At 69.7% G+C, this 18,063-nt stretch carries 10 protein-coding genes and 3 rRNA genes; 1 reads left to right on the forward strand and 12 read right to left on the reverse strand.

Annotated elements, in window-relative coordinates:
- Nucleotides 1-25: 25 nt before the first annotated feature.
- The 7 genes from recN to BRM1_RS04710 all read right to left on the reverse strand — a co-directional run bounded on the left by recN (nt 26) and on the right by BRM1_RS04710 (nt 9,168).
- Complete coding sequence (recN, locus tag BRM1_RS04680) at nt 26-1,756, reverse strand: DNA repair protein RecN (protein ID WP_268528801.1); 1,731 nt, start codon at nt 1,754-1,756, stop codon at nt 26-28.
- Nucleotides 1,753-2,691 (reverse strand): NAD kinase, encoded by a 939-nt coding sequence (locus BRM1_RS04685; protein ID WP_326958111.1) that lies wholly within the window; start codon nt 2,689-2,691, stop codon nt 1,753-1,755. The genes recN and BRM1_RS04685 overlap by 4 nt, the downstream gene beginning before the upstream one ends.
- Before the next feature lie 87 nt (nt 2,692-2,778).
- Entirely contained in the window at nt 2,779-3,585 is an 807-nt protein-coding gene (locus tag BRM1_RS04690) for a TlyA family RNA methyltransferase (protein WP_268528804.1), read from the reverse strand.
- Entirely contained in the window at nt 3,582-3,869 is a 288-nt protein-coding gene (locus tag BRM1_RS04695) for a hypothetical protein (RefSeq protein WP_268528806.1), read from the reverse strand. Before BRM1_RS04695 ends, BRM1_RS04690 begins: the two co-directional genes overlap by 4 nt.
- Complete coding sequence (locus BRM1_RS04700) at nt 3,862-4,857, reverse strand: HAD-IIA family hydrolase (protein ID WP_268528808.1); 996 nt, start codon at nt 4,855-4,857, stop codon at nt 3,862-3,864. Before BRM1_RS04700 ends, BRM1_RS04695 begins: the two co-directional genes overlap by 8 nt.
- A gap of 10 nt (nt 4,858-4,867) precedes the next feature.
- A complete protein-coding gene (locus BRM1_RS04705) occupies nt 4,868-7,612 on the reverse strand; it encodes a hypothetical protein (protein ID WP_268528811.1) in 2,745 nt (914 codons plus the stop codon).
- Nucleotides 7,613-7,647: 35 nt separating this feature from the next.
- Entirely contained in the window at nt 7,648-9,168 is a 1,521-nt protein-coding gene (locus BRM1_RS04710) for a cation:proton antiporter (RefSeq protein WP_268528814.1), read from the reverse strand.
- A 192-nt stretch (nt 9,169-9,360) separates the two neighbouring features.
- On the opposite strand from BRM1_RS04710, the gene BRM1_RS04715 reads away from it, so the two are divergent.
- A complete protein-coding gene (locus BRM1_RS04715) occupies nt 9,361-10,173 on the forward strand; it encodes an aldo/keto reductase (RefSeq protein ID WP_202411111.1) in 813 nt (270 codons plus the stop codon).
- 6 nt (nt 10,174-10,179) lie between these two features.
- Here BRM1_RS04715 and BRM1_RS04720 read toward each other — a convergent pair whose 3' ends face one another.
- From BRM1_RS04720 to BRM1_RS04740, 5 genes are all read right to left on the reverse strand, one after another.
- Nucleotides 10,180-10,890 carry an SIR2 family NAD-dependent protein deacylase gene (locus BRM1_RS04720; protein ID WP_268528817.1) on the reverse strand — a complete coding sequence of 237 codons (711 nt, stop codon included), beginning with the start codon at nt 10,888-10,890 and terminating at the stop codon, nt 10,180-10,182.
- 233 nt (nt 10,891-11,123) lie between these two features.
- Nucleotides 11,124-12,149 carry a nitronate monooxygenase gene (locus BRM1_RS04725; protein ID WP_268528820.1) on the reverse strand — a complete coding sequence of 342 codons (1,026 nt, stop codon included), beginning with the start codon at nt 12,147-12,149 and terminating at the stop codon, nt 11,124-11,126.
- Between the two features lie 240 nt (nt 12,150-12,389).
- Nucleotides 12,390-12,506, reverse strand: a 5S ribosomal RNA gene (gene rrf, locus BRM1_RS04730).
- Nucleotides 12,507-12,707: 201 nt separating this feature from the next.
- Nucleotides 12,708-15,812 (reverse strand): 23S ribosomal RNA (locus BRM1_RS04735).
- Between the two features lie 527 nt (nt 15,813-16,339).
- Nucleotides 16,340-17,871, reverse strand: a 16S ribosomal RNA gene (locus BRM1_RS04740).
- Together the 16S, 23S and 5S rRNA genes form the textbook arrangement of a ribosomal RNA operon.
- Nucleotides 17,872-18,063: the final 192 nt, after the last annotated feature.

Consider the following 18,063-nt stretch of genomic DNA (forward strand, 5'->3'; position numbering starts at 1 on the left):
GCGCTCTCTGAGGGAGCGGGCCGCCTCAGCTGCCCGGCTGCGGTGCCCCGCCGGCCCGCTGCGCGCCCCCGCGCTTGGCCTGCGCGGCGGTGGCCATGAGCTCCTGGGCGTGGGCGCGCGCGGACCCGGACTCCGACATGCCGCCGAGCATACGGGCGAGTTCGGCCTCGCGCTCCTCCTCGCCCAGCACGCTGACCCCGGAGACCACGCCCGCTCCCCCGTCGTCCTTGACGACGGTGATGTGGTGATCGGCCCATGCTGCGACCTGGGCGAGGTGGGTGACGACGATGACCTGGGAGCGCTCGGCCAGCAGGGCGAGGCGGCGGCCGATCTCGCCGGCGGCCCGCCCGCCCACGCCTGCGTCGACCTCGTCGAAGACGAACGTGGGGAACGCCTCGGTGCGGGCCATGACGACCTCGATCGCGAGCATGACGCGGGAGAGCTCGCCGCCGGAGGCGAGCTTGCCGATGTCGCCGGGCTGCGTGGCGGAGTGGGCGGAGAAGAGCATGCGCACCGTGTCCGCGCCCAGCGCGTGCGGGGCGGCCGGCTCGATCTCGAACACGACGCCGGCCTTCGGCATGGACAGCGCGGCGAGCTCCGCTGCGACCTGGGCGGAGAAGTCCTCGGCGGCCCCACAGCGGGCGGCCCGCAGGGCCTCACCGGACGCCTCGACGGCGTTGCGGGCGGCGGTGAGGCGCTCGTCCATGTCGGTGAGGGACTCGTCCGAGGCGCGCAGGGCCAGCAGCTCCGCGCCCGCGCGCTCCTCGAACGCGAGGACGGCACCGACGTCTGCGCCGTAGGCCGACAGGGAGCCCAGGGCGGCGCGGCGGGACTCCGTGTCCTCGACGGAGACCTCGGAGAGCTCCTCGAAGCCCTGGAGGTAGCCGCCCAGCCGCTCGGCGGCGTCGGCGAGCTGGAGGCCCAGCCCGGTGATCGCCTCGGCTTCCTCGGCCAGGGAGGCATCGCGCTCGGCGGCGCGGCCCACCTCGGCCGCCGCCGCGTTGATGAGGTCGACGGCGTTGGGCGCCTCGTCCCAGTCGCTGCCCACCAGCCCGTCGTGGGCGCGGCCCACGGCGGCGGTGAGCTCCTCGGCCGCGGACAGCCGGGCGCTGAGGGCCTGCAGCCGTTCGTCTTCGCCCGCGACGGGGCGCACGGCCTCGATGGCCTCAAGCGCCGTCTCGAGGAAGGCGATGCGGGCCGCGCGCTCCTGGGCGCCGGCCCGCAGCTCCTCGTTCTCCTTCTCCAGACGCGTCCAGGCGGCGAAATCGGCGCGGTAGTCGGCCAGCGCGGCGGCCAGCTGCGGGCCGCCGAAGCGGTCGAGCAGCTCGCGCTGGCGCGCGGCCCGGCGCAGGGTCAGCTGCTCGCTCTGGCCGTGCATGCTCACGAGCTCGGCGCCGATGTCGGAGAGCACCCCCACCGGCACGGTGCGCCCGCCCGCCGTGGCCCGCGCTCGCCCGGCCGCGGGCAGCACCCGGGCGACGATGACCTCGTCGTCGGCCTCGCCCCCGGCCTCGCCGACGCGCTCGGCGACCCCGGGCGCCCCGCCCAGGGAGAAGACGCCCTCGACGACGGCGCGCTCGGCCCCGGCGCGGACCATGTGCGCCTCCGCCCGGGAGCCGGTGAGCAGGTCGAGCGCGGTGACGAACATCGTCTTGCCGGCGCCGGTCTCGCCGGTGACGACGGTGAGGCCGGGGCCCAGGTCCATGTGGGAGGAGGCGATGACACCGAGGTTCTCGATGGCGAGCGATTCGATCACGGCTCGACCGCCGGTCCCCGCCAGCCGGCCACCGGCAGATGGAACTTCGCGACGAGGCGATCGGAGAACTCGCCCATGTTCAGCCGGGCCAGGGGGACGGGCGTGGCGGACTTCACCGCCTCGATGCGCGCACCGCGCGGCAGGTCGAGGATGCGGCGGCCATCGCACCACAGCTCGGCGGAGGCATCGGGCTGGACGGAGGCGAACTCGACGCCCAGGCGCGCATCCGGGGCGACGACCATGGGCTTGGCGAACAGCGCGTGGGCGCTGATGGGGACCATGAGCAGCGCCTCGACCTCCGGCCAGACGATGGGCCCGCCCGCGGAGAACGCGTAGGCGGTGGAGCCGGTGGGGGTGGCGAGGATGACGCCGTCGGCGCCGAACGAGGTGACGGGCCGGGCGTCGACGCCGAGCGCGAGTTCGATCATCGAGCAGTCGCGGCTCTTCTCGATCGTCGCCTCGTTGAGCGCCCAGCCGCGGTGGATGACCTCGTCGCCCAGCGACACGGCGATGTCGAGCGCCATGCGCTGCTCGACCTCGTAGTCGCGGTCCGCGGCCCGCCGCACGGCGAGCTCGAGGTCCTTGCGCTCGCTCTCGGCCAGGAAGCCCACGTGGCCGAGGTTGATGCCCATGATCGGCACCTGCGAGCCGTGGAAGTGCTCGGCGGCGCGCAGGATCGTGCCGTCGCCGCCCAGCACCATGACGAGTTCGACATCGGCGCTGTCCGGGTTGGGGGCCGAGTCGGGGATGACGGAGATCGGGACCTCCGGCTGGTCCTCGTATTCGACGAGGGCGCGGTAGTCCGATTCGAGCATGCGCGCCTCGATGCCCTCCGCGGCCAGCCGCGCGCACACGGTGAGCGCCGCGGCGCGCGCGGCGGCGCGGTGGGGGTGCAGCACCACGACCATGCTGCGCTGGGCGTGCGGGTCCTCCACGTGCTCTCCTCTCCCCTCGGCGCGATCCGCACCCGATTCTACTGATCCGACCGCCGCGGGGGGCCGAGGCGGGGACGGGCGGTGCGGCTACGCGCGGCCGGCCGCGATCTGCGCGGTGAATTCCTCCGGGTCCCAACCCGACTGCGGGGCGTCCTCCGCGCCCGGGGCCCGGGCCAGGAGGAAGTACTCGCGGTTGCCCGCGGGGCCCGGCAGCGGCGAGGGGGCGCCGGCGAGCACCGTCGCGCCGGCGGCGGTCAGGGCGGCTGCGACCGTGCGCACGGCCTGTGCGCGCACGGCGGGGCTGGTCACGACGCCGTGCTTGTCGAGTCCGGTCCGGCCCGCCTCGAACTGGGGCTTGACCATGAGCAGCAGGCGGGCCCCGGGGGCGCAGACGCCCAGCAGCGGGCCCACGAGGTAGGTGAGCGAGATGAACGAGACATCGGCGACGACGAGGTCGACCGGCGCTCCGCCGAGCATGGCGAGGTCGAGGTCGCGCAGGTTCGTCCCGGGCAGGTCGGCGACCCGCGGGTCGGCGGCGAGTGCGGGGTCGAGCTGTCCGTGGCCGACGTCCACGGCGCTCACGCGCGCGGCGCCGGCGGCGAGGAGGACCTGGGTGAACCCGCCCGTGGACGCCCCGGCGTCCAGGGCGCGCGCGCCGCGGACGGCCGGGGCGAGGTCCAGCGCATCGAGGGCGCCGAGCAGCTTGTGCGCGCTGCGGGCCACCCACGGGTCCGGGTCGAGCAGCTCGATGGCGCTGTCCGCGGTGACCGGCTGGGAGGCCTTGGCAGCGATGCTGCCGTCGACGCGCACGCGCCCGGCCGCGATCTCCCTGGCCGCGCGCGTGCGCGAGGCGGCGAGCCCGCGGGCGGCGAGCTCCGCGTCGAGGCGGGTCACCGCTGCTCCAGCCCGCGCTCCATGGCATCGAGGAGGGTGCGCGCCGCGGCCGCGGCCGCGGCGGGCTCGAGCCCGGCGATGCGCTCCTGCTCGGCGCGCCACTGCACGAGCTGCGGGTCCTGCGCGTCCGGGGCTGGGCCGCTCGCGCCGGCGGGGCCGGGCACGGCGGCCGGTGCCGGAGGCGCGCCGGGCACGGCCGGAGCGCCCGCCGCAGAGGCGGGCCGGGGCCCCGGGACCGGGTGCGGCTGCGGGGCCGGCTGGGAGTGCGGAGCTGGCTCAGGCATCGAACCTCCGGGGCACCTCGGCGAGGTCGAGGCTGGCCGGGTCCATGCCCGCGGTGAGGGCGAGGGCGGCCTGGACGGCCGGCCGCGGCGGCCCGGCCAGGCGCAGCCGACCGCCGCTCAGCTGTGCGCGGCCGTCGTCGCAGACAGCGCCGTCGCCGTCCACGCGCGCTTCCGGGAGCGCCTGTGCCAGCTGCGCGAGGTCGGCGACGACCGTGTCGGGGCGGGCCTCCGGTGGCGCGGTGAGCGCCGCGTGCACGTCGTCGATGCCGGTGAGGACGAGGGCGCAGGCGAAGCCCGCGGCGCGCGCGGCCGCCATGTCCGTGCTCAGCCGGTCGCCCACCATAAGCGGCGAGCGGGCGCCCAGGCGCTGCGCGGCGCGGGTGAGCATCGTGGCGGCGGGCTTGCCGATGACGGTGGGCTCCACGCCGGAGAACCGGGCGACGATGTCGACGAACGTGCCGTTGCCGGGCAGTTCGCCGTCCTCCGTGGGCACGCTGGGGTCCGGGTTCGTGGCCCAGGAGCGCGCGCCGCCGCGGATCGCGCGGATCGCGGCGGTCAGCCCGTGCCAGCCGATGTCGCGGTCGAACCCGTGGACGACGGCCGCGACGTGCGGCGGCGCCTCGTCCCCGGCCGGCGGGGTGCGCACGGCCAGGCCCGCGGCCGCGACGAGCTCGCGCAGGGCGGGGCTGCCCACGACGAGGACGGGGGTCCCCGGGTCCAGCTGGGCGGCGAGCTCGGCGGCGGCGGCCTGGCCGGAGGTCATGACGTCCGCATCCGCGAGCTCGACGCCGAATCCGCGCAGGCGCTCGGCGACGCGCGCCGCGGGGTACGCCGCATTGTTCGTCACGAAGCAGTACGGCAGCCCGGCCGCGTGCCAGCGGCCCAGGGCCTCGGCGGCGCCGGGCACCGCGGCCCGCCCGGTGTAGACGACGCCGTCCAGGTCGAGGAGGACGGCGTCGTGGCCGCCTGCCACTTCGAGGGCGCTCACAGGCCGGCGCTCACAGGTCGAACAGGGGCGCGGTCATCTCGTCATCGCCCTCGTCGTCGGCAGTGTCGTCGGCAGTCCCGTGAGCAGCGGCCTGCGCGGGGCGGCGCGCGGGGCGGTCCGTGCGCTCGGCGTCTCCCCGTGCTGTCTCGCCGACGGCTTCCTGCGCTGCATCGTTGCCAGCGCCTGCCTCGGTACCGCCGCCGGTGCCGGTGCCAGCGGACTGCCCGTCTGCGGCGTCCTCGGCTGCGTCCTGCGCTGCACCGGCAGCGGCGGCGGGGCGCGCGTCCGTGCCAGCGTCCGTGCCAGCGGTCGGCGCGGCGGCCGGGGCGCCCTCGGGTTCGTCTGGCGCTGCAGAGGGCTCGGCCCGCGCCCCGTCGGAGCTGTCCGATGCCTCGGCGGGGTCGACCGCTGCCTGGACGGGCTCGGCGTGCGGCTGCGGCTCGGCGGCGCTGGCCTGCGCCGCGGCGGGGTCGTCCTGGCCGTCGGCGGGCGCGGCGGGCGCACCGGTCCGGTCGGCGGTCTCGGCGCCCGGCTCGGCATCGTCGATGCCCGCCTCGGCGAGGAGCTCGTCGAGTTCGTCCTCGACCTCCTGCTCGAACGACCGGGCGCCCTGCGCCGGTTCCCCGCCGGCCGGCGCAGCGGCCCTCCGTGCCTCGGCTCCCGGATCCGCGGCGAGCGCGGCGGCGGCAGCGGCGCCGGCGCGGGCCTCGGCGGCGGTGTCCGCCTCGACGCCCTCACCGGTCGCCTCACCGGCGGCGGAGTCCGCGTGGCGCAGTTCGCCCACGGCGGTTTCCTCGCCGCCATCGGCCGGCAGCTCCTCGTCCTCCTCTTCGACGGTCATGATCTCGACGTCGGCGTTGGGATCGGGCTCCTCGTCGCCGAACGGGATCTCATTGGACGCGGCGGTGCGACGCGCGAGCTCCTCGTACTTGTCCCCCGTCTCCCGGTCGCCGTCGATGCGCAGGAGATCGGCGTAGGCCGCGAGCAGGCGCACGGTCTCCGCCGGAGCGTGGCCGGTGAAGTTCTGCTCCTCGATGAGCCGGCGCGCCGCGGCGACATCGCCCCGGTCGGTGTGGGCACCGGCTGCGACGATGACGAGCTCGGTCCAGGCCTCATCGGAGAGGGCCGAGCGGTCGGCCTCCGCGAAGGCCTCGAGCGCCTTGTCCGGCTTGCCCCGGCCGCGCTCGGAGTCGGCCAGCAGCGCCACATTGTCCTGGGATCCCGTGATGCGGCGGTGGGTGCGCAGCTCGCGGATGGCCTCGTCGTACTTCTCGAGGGCGTAGGCGACGATGCCCATAGCCTCGCGGACCGCGCCGATCCGACCGGCGCGCGTGACTGCCGCGGTCGCATGGGCGTAGGCGGCCTCCGGGTCCGTGTCGACGAGCTGGCCCGCGGCGACGAGGTGCTGGGAGACCTTCTCCGCGTTCTCCTTCGTCAGCGAGCGCAGCCGGGCGCGCGTCTCGCCGTCGAGTTCGCGGCCGGTGATGCCCTCGGGGATCTCCGGTTCGCGCGGCCGCTTCGCCCGGTCGCCGGTGTCGCGGCGCAGGGGGGTGCGGCTGTCGCCGCGCCCGGGCTTGTAGGGGCGCTCCTCGCGGTCATCGGAGCGACGGTCATCGCGGCGCCCCGGGCGCTCGGGGCGCCCGCGCCGGTCATCGCGCTGGAAGCCGCCGCGCCGGTCATCCCGGCGCTCGCCATCGCGGCGGCCGTCGCGGCGCTCACCATCGCGGCTCCCGCGGTAACCACCGTCGCGGCGCTGGCCACCGGAGCGGTCGTCTCTCTGGAAGCGGTCGTCGCGGCTGTCACCGCCGGCGCGGCGGCTGTCCCGGTCGTAGCCGCCGGAGCGCCCTCCCCCCCGGTGGTTGTCACGGCCGTAGCCGCGGTCATCGCGCTGGAAGCGGTCGTCGCGCTGGAAACCGCCCTCGCGCCGCTTGCCGCCGAAGCCGCCCCCGCGCTCACCGCGCTGGGAGTTCCCGCGCCGATCGTCCCGGCCGCGTTCGCCATCGCGCCCACGGTAGCCGCCCTCACCGCGCTGGCCACCGGACCGGAAGCCGCCGGTGCGCTCGTCACGGCGATCGTCGCGGTTGTACCCGGCGGAGCGCCGTTCGCCGTCGCGGCGGCTATCGCCGCTGTAACCGCCGGTGCGCCGTTCGCCGTCGCGTCGCTCGTCACGGCTGTAGCCCCCACGGCGATCCTCGCGCTGGAAACCGCCGGAGCGCCGCTCGTCGCGCTGGAAGCTCCCGCGCCGCTCGTCGCGGCGCTCGCCATCACGGCCCCCGCGGTAGCCGCCATCGCTGCGCTGGCCGCCGGAGCGGAAGCCACCGGAGCGGAAGCCGCCGGAGCGCTCGTCGCCGCGATCGTCGCGGCGGTAGCCCCCCGAGCGCCGGTCATCGTCCTGGCCGTAGCCGCGGCTGTAGCCCCCGGAGCGCTCTCCGTCGCGGCGGCCATCGCGGCTGTAGCCCCCGCGCCGGTCATCGCGCCGGGAGTTCCCGCGCCGGTCGTCCCGGCCGCGGTAGCCGTCCCGGTCGCGTTCGCCGTCGCGGCCGCGGTAGCCGCCCTCACCGCGGGGGCCACCGGACCGGAAGCCACCGGAGCGCTCTCCACTGCGGCCCCCGCCCGAGCGCGAGTCCGAGCGCCCGCGGTCGCTGCGCGAGTCGCCGCTGCGGGGCCCCGAGCCTCCCTGCCGGCGGTCGGCCCGGCCATCGTCGCGGCGCTCGCCGCGGTCGCGACCGGCGTTGCTGCTCTCGGAATTCGGCACTGCTCTCCCCTGGGGACGTGAAACGGGTGATCGGCTCAGTCTATCGGCTCGGCGGGGCGCGCACTGCCGCCCGCACGGGGCACAGCCTGCGGCCCGCCGCTGCGGGATCCGCGCGCTCGGGCCCCACCTCCAGCACGGACCTCGCCTTCCGCACTGGCCTTACCTCCCGTACTGGCCGCTCCGCCCGCACCGCCCTCACCTGCCGCGCGGCGTTCGCCGCCCAGACGGCGCTCGTTCTCCGGCCGCGCCTCGCGGTCGGCGCTCGCACCGGTCGCCGCGGTGCCCGGCGCCCGCCAGCGGCGCAGCAGCACGGGCGCGAGCATGCCGTGGAGGACCATGCTGCCCACCACGGTGAACACCATGGCCGTCAGCGCATCCCGGCTGAGCTGACCCGGCAGCTTCGTATAGGCGAGCAGCCCGAAGACGATCGTGGCGGCGCCGCGCGGGCCCACCGCGCCCAGGAGGGCGCGGTCCCAGCGCGCGATGTCCGAGCGCAGCAGGGAGACGTAGACGGGCAGCATGCGGAACACGGTGAGGGCGAGGACGGCGATGAGGACGATCGGCCAGTCGAACCCGTCGGCGACGACGATGGGGATCATGGCCCCCAGCGCGAACCACACGAAGTTTGCCGCGAGCGTGCCCACCTCGTCGACCAGGAGCAGCTCCGCGGGGGGCACCGCGTCGCCCGCGGAGCCGGAGCGGGTCAGTCGGAACGCGATTCCCGCCACGAACGCCGCGATGAAGCCGTTCGATTCAAGCACCGGCAGCAGCGCGATGCCGAACGCCAGCGGCGGCACGAGCAGGGCGACAAACCGGATGCCCGAGGCGTCCGCCCACCCGCGCGAGTGGGCCAGGCGGGCGAGCCAGCCGAAGGCGGCGCCCAGGGACACGCCCACCGCGAGCGCGACGAGGGTGGCCGGCAGCGCGCCGATGAGCGCCTCGCCGAACTCCTCGAGGTGCTGCTCGATCAGCCGCGCACTCTGCTGGGACACCTCGGCGGCCTCCCCACCGGCGGTGTCGAGCGCCTGGGCGACGAGCGAGAGCGCGATGGCCATGCTGAACACGGGCGAGACGAGCCCGTCGTTGTAGCCGCTCTCGACGTTGAGGATGCGCCGCATGCGCGCCGGGATGCGATCGCTGCGCAGGAGGGCGGCGGCCGTCGCGAAGTCCGTGGGCATGACGACGCACGCGATCGCCAGCAGCGCGAACGCGTCCACCTGCGGCAGGAGGAACCATCCGGTGGCGACGACGAGGACGAGCGAGAGCGGCAGGGCGATGAGCACGAGGCGGCCCACCGTGCGGCCCTCGCCGCCGAACACGCCGCCGCGCACCTCGGAGGCGTCGATGAACAGGAGCACGGCGAGCACGAGCTCGACGCAGCGCTCGGCGGCCTCGGACCCGGCGGCCTCGCGGAACGCGCTCACATCGGCGCACGCCACCAGTGCGCCGACGGCCGCCAGCGCGGCGGGGCCGGCGATGCCGGTGCGCTCGAAGCGCCGCGCGACGAGTGCCCATGCGGCCACGGCACCGAAGCCGGTGAGCAGGATGAACGACATGGGAGCCTTTCGGACGCGGTGGACCGCTGGGCGCGGTGGGCCTCTGGATGCGGACGCGGTGGGTCTCTGGACGAGGGCGGGCGCACGCGGGCGCGGCACATCATCCTATCGCCGGCCCGCGCCCCGCCCGGTGCTGCAGCGGGCGGGGCGGGTGTGCCTACGATGGCACTACGCCACGCGAAGGGAGCGCTCATGACCGCCATCGACCTGCCGCCCATCGGCATGGGAACCTATGGCCTCAACGGCACCGCGGGCAGGGATGCCCTCGTCACCGCGCTGCGCGGCGGGTACACCCTGCTCGACTCGGCATTCAGCTACGAGAACGAGGGCGCGGTGGGCGCCGCGGTGCGCGCCTCCGGCATGCCGCGCGAGGCCATCACGGTGACCTCCAAGCTGCCGGGTCGCCACCACGCCTACGACGAGGCGCTGCGCACCGTCGAGGAGTCCGTCATGCGCATGGGCCTCGATCACATCGACCTCTACCTCATCCACTGGCCGAATCCGCGCATCGACCGCTACGTCGACGCGTGGCGGGCGCTCATCGAGGCGCGCAGGCGCGGCCTCGTCGCCCACATCGGCGTGTCGAACTTCCTGCCGGACCACATCGAGCGCCTCGAGGCCGTCACCGGCGTATCGCCGGAGGTCAACCAGATCGAGCTCCACCCCTATTTCCCCCAGCTTGAGCAGCTCAAATTCGACGCACAGCACGGCATCGTCACCGAGGCGTGGTCGCCGGTGGGCCGCGGCAACGATGTGACGGAGGCCCAGCCCGTGCGCGAAGCGGCCCGGGCCCACGGCATCGAGCCGATCCAGGCGGTGCTCGCCTGGCACCTGGCCATCGGCTCGCTGCCGCTGCCCAAGGCCGGCAGCGCCGAGCACCAGCAGCAGAACCTCGCCGCCGCCCAGGTCCAGCTCACCGCGGCCGAAGTGCGGGCCATCTCCGCGCTCGGGCGCCCCGATGGCAGGCTCAAGGACCAGGATCCGGCGGTCTACGAGGAGTTCTGAGCCGGCTCAGAGCTCGGCGAGCAGCCGCGGGATCACCTCTTCGAGGTCGCCGCGCTCCACGCGCTCGGACGCACGGTCATAGGGCGTGGGCTCGGCGTTGGCGATGATGCCCCGGGCACCGGCCTCCAGCGCGATGGGGAACAGATCCGCCGCGGGCGTGACCGTCAGCGAGGTGCCCGCGGCGATGAGCACGTCACACGCCTGCACGATGTCGATCGCATCGGTGACGACCTGCGGATCGAGCGCCTCTTCGAAGAGAATCGTGGTGCCGCGCACGATCCCGCCGCAGCGCGCGCAGTGCGGGTCCGCCTCGCCGGCGCGCACCCGCTCGATCATCTCGGCCATGGGCCCGGTGGCCCGGCAGTCCTCGCAGCGCCAGGTGCGCATGCTGCCGTGCAGCTCGCGCACGAGGTGGGCGGGCGTGCCGGCGAGCTGGTGGAGGCCGTCCGTGTTCTGGGTGACGACGCCGCTGACGGTCCCGCGCTGCGCGGCCTGCGCGATCGCCAGGTGCGCGCGGGTGGGCGCGGAGTCCCAGACGGGTGACTCCGCTCGACTGCGCCAGGCCAGGCGCCGCACGTCCTCATCGCCCAGGTACCAGGAGAGCGTCGACATCCGTTCGGCGCGCGGGTCCTGCGTCCACAGGCCCTGGGGGCCGCGGAAGTCCGGAATGCCGGCGCCGGTGCTGAGCCCCGCGCCGGTGAGCAGTGCGATGCGCATATCGCCACCCTAGCGGTGTGCCCCGCCCGCCGAGGCGCCCAGCCCGCAGGCGCCGCTCGGCGCCCACCGCTTCATCGCGGCCCCGGTCGGGCTAGGGACGGCCGTGTGCGCTTCTGCTCGCAGGGCGCGCGATGCCGACTCGAGTGCACTGTGCCGCGAGTGCGCCGTGCCGCGGGCACTGCGCCTGGCGTCCGATGTCCCCGCGCACGGCACTCACGCGCTGGGTGCGAGCGTCATGAATGAGAGGGCGCCAGGTGGGCGAGCTCGGCCATGAGCTCCGCCGCGGTCTGCTCGCGGCAGGCGCGATAGCCCTCTCCGGCCCACATGTTCATGATCTCCGGATCGGCGCCGGCCGCGCGGCGCAGCGGGCCGGTCATCGTGTTGACCTCCGGGTAGCCCACCACCTCCGCTGAGCTCAGCCGGTCGATGAAGCGGTTGCGCAGCCCGCGGGCGGGCCGTCCCGAGTACGTGCGGGTGAGCACGGTCGCACGCTCCCCAGCCAAGAGGGCGGCGCGGTGGGCCGGTTTGGTACCGGCCTCGGCGACGGTGAGGAACCGGGTGCCCAGCTGCACGGCATCGGCGCCGGCAGAGAGCACGGCCGCAGCTGCGCCCGCATCGGCGATGCCCCCTCCGGCGACGAGGGGCAGGGCGGTGCTGGCGCGCACCTGCGCCACGAGGTCGGTGAGCGCAGTGCTGTCCGGCTGCGCGGACTGATCGTGGACCGCGCGGTGGCCGCCGGCCTCCGGACCCTGGACGATGAGCGCATCGATCGGCAGCGCACGCGCCGCGCGGGCTTCGGCCGCACTCGTCACCGTCGCGGCACAGGCGGTGCCCACCCCGTGGAGCCGGTCGAGGTCGGCGCGCGCGGGCAGGCCGAACGTGAAGCTCACCAGATCCACCGGATCGGCGACGAGCAGCGCGAGCTTCTCGCCATAGGAATCGTCGGTGGGCTGAGGGGGAGCCGGAGGCTCCACGCCCAGCTCCTCGGCCAGCGGGCGCAGTGCGCGCGCGTAGTCAGCGACGGCGGAGGGGTCGCTCCGCACGGCCTCCGGGACGAAGAGATTCACGTGGAAGGGTCGCTCCGTCAGCGCCCGCAGCGCCCCGATGTTGGCCGCCAGCTCGGCGGTGGAGAGGTAGCCCGCGGGCAGCGAGCCCAGTCCGCCCACGGTGCACACGGCCGCCGCGAGCTCGGGGGTGACGGGGCCACCGGCCATCGGAGCCTGGACGACGGGAACGGCGAGCTGCGCAAGGGAGAACATGCGGCCCACGATAGGCGCTGCACCGGCGCAGTGCCGTACCGGGCAGCGACGGACTCTGCCCTCGAAGGGCGTCATCGGCCGCACGGGCGATACGCCCGGGCCGGGAACACCCGACCAGCAACCCCCGGGACAAAACAAACACACCCCCCGGGGCAAAGAAAACACCCCGGGGGGCAAACAAAGAAAGGGGGGCCCGACCACTGCACCAACGCAGCGACCAGACCCCCCAATCGAAGAGGATTGCGGCGGCGACCTACTCTCCCACACCCCCTCGGGTGCAGTACCATCGGCGTGATCAGGCTTAGCTTCCGGGTTCGGAATGGAACCGGGCGTTTCCCCAACACTCTCACCACCGCAAAAACACGGGACACCCCCACACCACCACAACAGGCAGCAAACAAGGGAGCACACCGGGATACGGCAATGCCAAAACAGTGGACGCGAACACCAACCATGACAGTCGAAACGTGTTTACTCGTGTTACCCGACCCGCAACCCCCACACCACAACCACCACCCACAAAAACGGGGCAACAGTCACAGTGCGCGAAGGCACGTAATGGGTGAGTGATCGGCGTATTAGTACCAGTCAGCTCCACCCCTCACAGGGCTCCCACATCTGGCCTATCAACCCCATCATCTCTAGGGCACCTAATAACGAAATCTCATCTCGAAGCCGGCTTCCCACTTAGATGCTTTCAGCGGTTATCCATCCCGAACGTAGCCAACCAGCCATGCACCTGGCGGTACAACTGGCACACCAGAGGTTCGTCCGTCCCGGTCCTCTCGTACTAAGGACAGCCCTTCTCAGATTTCATACGCACGCAGCGGATAGGGACCGAACTGTCTCACGACGTTCTAAACCCAGCTCGCGTACCGCTTTAATGGGCGAACAGCCCAACCCTTGGGACCGACTCCAGCCCCAGGATGCGACGAGCCGACATCGAGGTGCCAAACCATGCCGTCGATATGGACTCTTGGGCAAGATCAGCCTGTTATCCCCGAGGTACCTTTTATCCGTTGAGCGACCGCGATTCCACAATCCACGGCCGGGTCACTAGTCCCAGCTTTCGCTCCTGCTCGACACGTCCGTCTCACAGTCAAGCTCCCTTGTGCACTTACACTCGACACCTGATTGCCAACCAGGCTGAGGGAACCTTTGGGCGCCTCCGTTACTCTTTAGGAGGCAACCGCCCCAGTTAAACTACCCATCAGGCACTGTCCCTGAACCCGATCAGGGTCCGAAGTTAAGGAATCCAGAATGGCCAGAGTGGTATTTCAACAACGACTCCACAACACCTAGCGATGCCGCATCAACGTCTCCCACCTATCCTACACAAGCCACACCGAACACCAATACCAAACTATAGTGAAGGTCTCGGGGTCTTTCCGTCCTGCTGCGCGTAACGAGCATCTTTACTCGTAATGCAATTTCGCCGAGTTCGCGGTTGAGACAGCAGAGAAGTCGTTACGCCATTCGTGCAGGTCGGAACTTACCCGACAAGGAATTTCGCTACCTTAGGATGGTTATAGTTACCACCGCCGTTTACTGGGGCTTAAATTCTCCGCTTCAACACCCAAAGGTGTTTAACAGGTCCTCTTAACCTTCCAGCACCGGGCAGGCGTCAGTCCGTATACATCGTCTTACGACTTCGCACGGACCTGTGTTTTTAGTAAACAGTCGCTTCTCTCTGGTCTCTGCGGCCACCACCCACACATCACCACGCAAAGGCGGCTTCACGGGGGCGGCCCCCCTTCTCCCGAAGTTACGGGGGCATTTTGCCGAGTTCCTTAACCACGATTCTCTCGATCGCCTCAGTATTCTCTACCTGACCACCTGAGTCGGTTTGGGGTACGGGCGGCTCGAACCTCACGCCGATGCTTTTCTCGGCAGCATAGGATCATCGGATCACCCCACAAAATGGGGCGCCCATCAGCTCTCAGGCTCACGCCCGGCGGATTTGCCAACCGGACACCCTACAGCCTTAGACCCAGACAACCATCGCTGGGCCCGACTACCTTCCTGCGTCACACCTGTTAATACGCTTACCTACTACGCGCTCAGGTCCCACCATCACCACCCACACAAGAACTCAAAGAGTCCCCGGTGGAGGCTTGGGCGGTTAGTCTCACACGCCTCGGTACGGACGGTTCTTCGCCGGTACGGGAATATCAACCCGTTGTCCATCGACTACGCCTGTCGGCCTCGCCTTAGGTCCCGACTTACCCAGGGCGGATTAGCCTAGCCCTGGAACCCTTGGTCATCCGGCGGACGGGTTTCCCACCCGTCATTCGCTACTCATGCCTGCATTCTCACTCGCATAGCCTCCACCGCTCGATCACTCGACGACTTCACCGGCCACACGACGCTCCCCTACCCAGCACCACACCCGTTAGGGCTATACATGGCGCTGCCACAACTTCGGCGGTGTGCTTAAGCCCCGCTACATTATCGGCGCAGAATCACTTGACCAGTGAGCTATTACGCACTCTTTCAAGGATGGCTGCTTCTAAGCCAACCTCCTGGTTGTCTTCGCAACTCCACATCCTTTCCCACTGAGCACACGCTTAGGGGCCTTAGTTGATGGTCTGGGCTGTTTCCCTCTCGACTACGAAGCTTATCCCCCGCAGTCTCACTGCCACGCTGACACTTACCGGCATTCGGAGTTTGGTTGACGTCAGTAACCCGGTGGGGCCCATCAGCCATCCAGTAGCTCTACCTCCAGCAAGAACCACGCAACGCTGCACCTAAATGCATTTCGGGGAGAACCAGCTATCACAGAGTTTGATTGGCCTTTCACCCCTAACCACAGGTCATCCCCTCCATTTTCAACTGAAGTGGGTTCGGGCCTCCACGACGTCTTACCGACGCTTCACCCTGCCCATGGCTAGATCACTCCGCTTCGGGTCTAGGACACGCGACTCAAACGCCCTCTTCGGACTCGCTTTCGCTACGGCTCCCCCACACGGGTTAACCTCGCCACGCACCACTAACTCGCAGGCTCATTCTTCAAAAGGCACGCCATCACCCCAACAAAGGAGGCTCTGACGGATTGTAGGCACACGGTTTCAGGTACTCTTTCACTCCCCTCCCGGGGTACTTTTCACCATTCCCTCACGGTACTGATCCGCTATCGGTCATCAGGAAGTATTCAGCCTTACCAGGTGGTCCTGGCAGATTCACACGGGATTACACGAGTCCCGTCCTACTCGGGAACCACTCAACGCAGCACGCACACGTTTCGCCTACGGGACTCTCACCCACTCCGGTCGACCTTCCCAGATCATTCGACTACGCACACGCACCCACGCGGGGACCATGCCGAATCCCCACAAGCAGCCCCACAACACCGCACATGCAACGCCGACACGCTTGACACACACACGGTTTAGGCTCCTCCGCTTTCGCTCGCCACTACTCACGGAATCATTCTTATTTTCTTCTCCTATGGGTACTGAGATGTTTCACTTCCCCACGTTCCCTCCACATGCCCTATACATTCAGACACGGGTGACTGCGCACAACACACAGCCGGGTTTCCCCATTCGGACACCCTCGGATCACCGTTCGCTTACCAACTCCCCGAGGCTTATCGCAGGTTGCCACGTCCTTCATCGGCTCCTGATGCCAAGGCATCCACCATGCGCCCTTGTACACTCACCACCACCCCACACAAAACAAGGGGGCAGCGAGTCGGATAACACAAGAAACACTTACAACAACAAAATCACAGAATGCCGCCACGCCCACACCCACCCGACAGCAGAACCACCCCGCAAACACAGGGCAGCACCACCACACGACAGGGGGCACACACGCGCGACATCCAGATGCTCGCGTCCACTATTGACAAACCACACAACCACCACACACCCACACAAGAACCAGCCACAGGCCAGCCCCGCGCCAGGCGGCGGCATCCCGGACAACACACCCCCACACAACAAGGGGGGCCTGTTCTCCCAGGACCCAACAGCGCATCCGCACACACACAGCAGCACACGCCACCAGCCATCCACGACCAGCAGCGCACACACACCCCCCACAAAAAGGGCGCCTCCTACGACGTTCCACCCATGAGCAACCGCCCCCACCACGAACGGGCGAGCAGACGGCGCCACCACCACACACCAACACCCACCCCACAAAGAGGGGCAGGCCGCGCGCGGCTATCAGTGACAGCTCCTTAGAAAGGAGGTGATCCAGCCGCACCTTCCGGTACGGCTACCTTGTTACGACTTAGTCCCAATCACCAGTCCCACCTTCGACGGCTCCCCCACAAAGTGTTGGGCCACCGGCTTCGGGTGTTACCGACTTTCGTGACTTGACGGGCGGTGTGTACAAGGCCCGGGAACGTATTCACCGCAGCGTTGCTGATCTGCGATTACTAGCGACTCCGACTTCACGTAGTCGAGTTGCAGACTACGATCCGAACTGAGGCCGGCTTTATGGGATTCGCTCCGCCTCACGGCATCGCAACCCTCTGTACCGACCATTGTAGCATGCGTGAAGCCCAAGACATAAAGGGCATGATGATTTGACGTCATCCCCACCTTCCTCCGAGTTGACCCCGGCAGTCTCCTATGAGTTCCCACCATCACGTGCTGGCAACATAGAACGAGGGTTGCGCTCGTTGCGGGACTTAACCCAACATCTCACGACACGAGCTGACGACAACCATGCACCACCTGTGCACCGGCCACAAAGGGAAGAACCATCTCTGATCCGGTCCAGTGCATGTCAAGCCTTGGTAAGGTTCTTCGCGTTGCATCGAATTAATCCGCATGCTCCGCCGCTTGTGCGGGCCCCCGTCAATTCCTTTGAGTTTTAGCCTTGCGGCCGTACTCCCCAGGCGGGGCACTTAATGCGTTAGCTACGGCACGGAATCCGTGGAATGGACCCCACACCTAGTGCCCAACGTTTACGGCATGGACTACCAGGGTATCTAATCCTGTTCGCTCCCCATGCTTTCGCTCCTCAGCGTCAGTTACAGCCCAGAGTCCCGCCTTCGCCACCGGTGTTCCTCCTGATATCTGCGCATTTCACCGCTACACCAGGAATTCCAGACTCCCCTACTGCACTCCAGTCCGCCCGTACCCACTGCACGCGCACCGTTGAGCGATGCGTTTCCACAGCAGACGCGACAGACCACCTACGAGCTCTTTACGCCCAATAATTCCGGACAACGCTTGTACCCTACGTATTACCGCGGCTGCTGGCACGTAGTTAGCCGGTACTTCTTCTGCAGGTACCCTCACCCCCGAAGGGGCTTGTTCCCTACTGAAAGAGGTTTACAACCCGAAGGCCGTCATCCCCCACGCGGCGTCGCTGCATCAGGCTTGCGCCCATTGTGCAATATTCCCCACTGCTGCCTCCCGTAGGAGTCTGGGCCGTGTCTCAGTCCCAGTGTGGCCGGTCGCCCTCTCAGGCCGGCTACCCGTCGTCGCCTTGGTAGGCCATCACCCCACCAACAAGCTGATAGGCCGCGAGCCCATCCCCAACCGAAAAAACTTTCCACACACCACCATGCGGCAGCGCGTCATATCCGGTATTAGACCCAGTTTCCCGGGCTTATCCCAGAGTCAGGGGCAGGTTACTCACGTGTTACTCACCCGTTCGCCACTCATCCACCCAGTGCAAGCACCAGGCTTCAGCGTTCGACTTGCATGTGTTAAGCACGCCGCCAGCGTTCGTCCTGAGCCAGGATCAAACTCTCCACAAAAAAATGTGCGAGTCAAAAAAGACCCCAGCCGACAAAAGAATCACTGACAAGAACAACACCCCACCAACCCACCACAAAGGGCAGGCAGCCGGGTGTCCGTTACGTCAATCAAATAACTAAATACTTCTGCCAGCCAATACAACAAAAATACTGGCATCGCAGAAAGACTTGTATGTACGAATACGCTATTGA

Source organism: Brevibacterium sp. BRM-1 (genome assembly GCF_026802075.1).
Classification (GTDB): Bacteria; Actinomycetota; Actinomycetes; order Actinomycetales; family Brevibacteriaceae; genus Brevibacterium; species Brevibacterium rongguiense.

Coding starts and splice junctions, on each gene's coding strand:
- BRM1_RS04695 (WP_268528806.1), bottom strand. CDS start 3,869: ATGCCTGAGCCAGCTCCGCACTCCCAGCCGGCCCCGCAGCCGCACCCG.
- BRM1_RS04710 (WP_268528814.1), bottom strand. CDS start 9,168: ATGTCGTTCATCCTGCTCACCGGCTTCGGTGCCGTGGCCGCATGGGCA.
- BRM1_RS04715 (WP_202411111.1), top strand. CDS start 9,361: ATGACCGCCATCGACCTGCCGCCCATCGGCATGGGAACCTATGGCCTC.
- BRM1_RS04720 (WP_268528817.1), bottom strand. CDS start 10,890: ATGCGCATCGCACTGCTCACCGGCGCGGGGCTCAGCACCGGCGCCGGC.
- BRM1_RS04725 (WP_268528820.1), bottom strand. CDS start 12,149: ATGTTCTCCCTTGCGCAGCTCGCCGTTCCCGTCGTCCAGGCTCCGATG.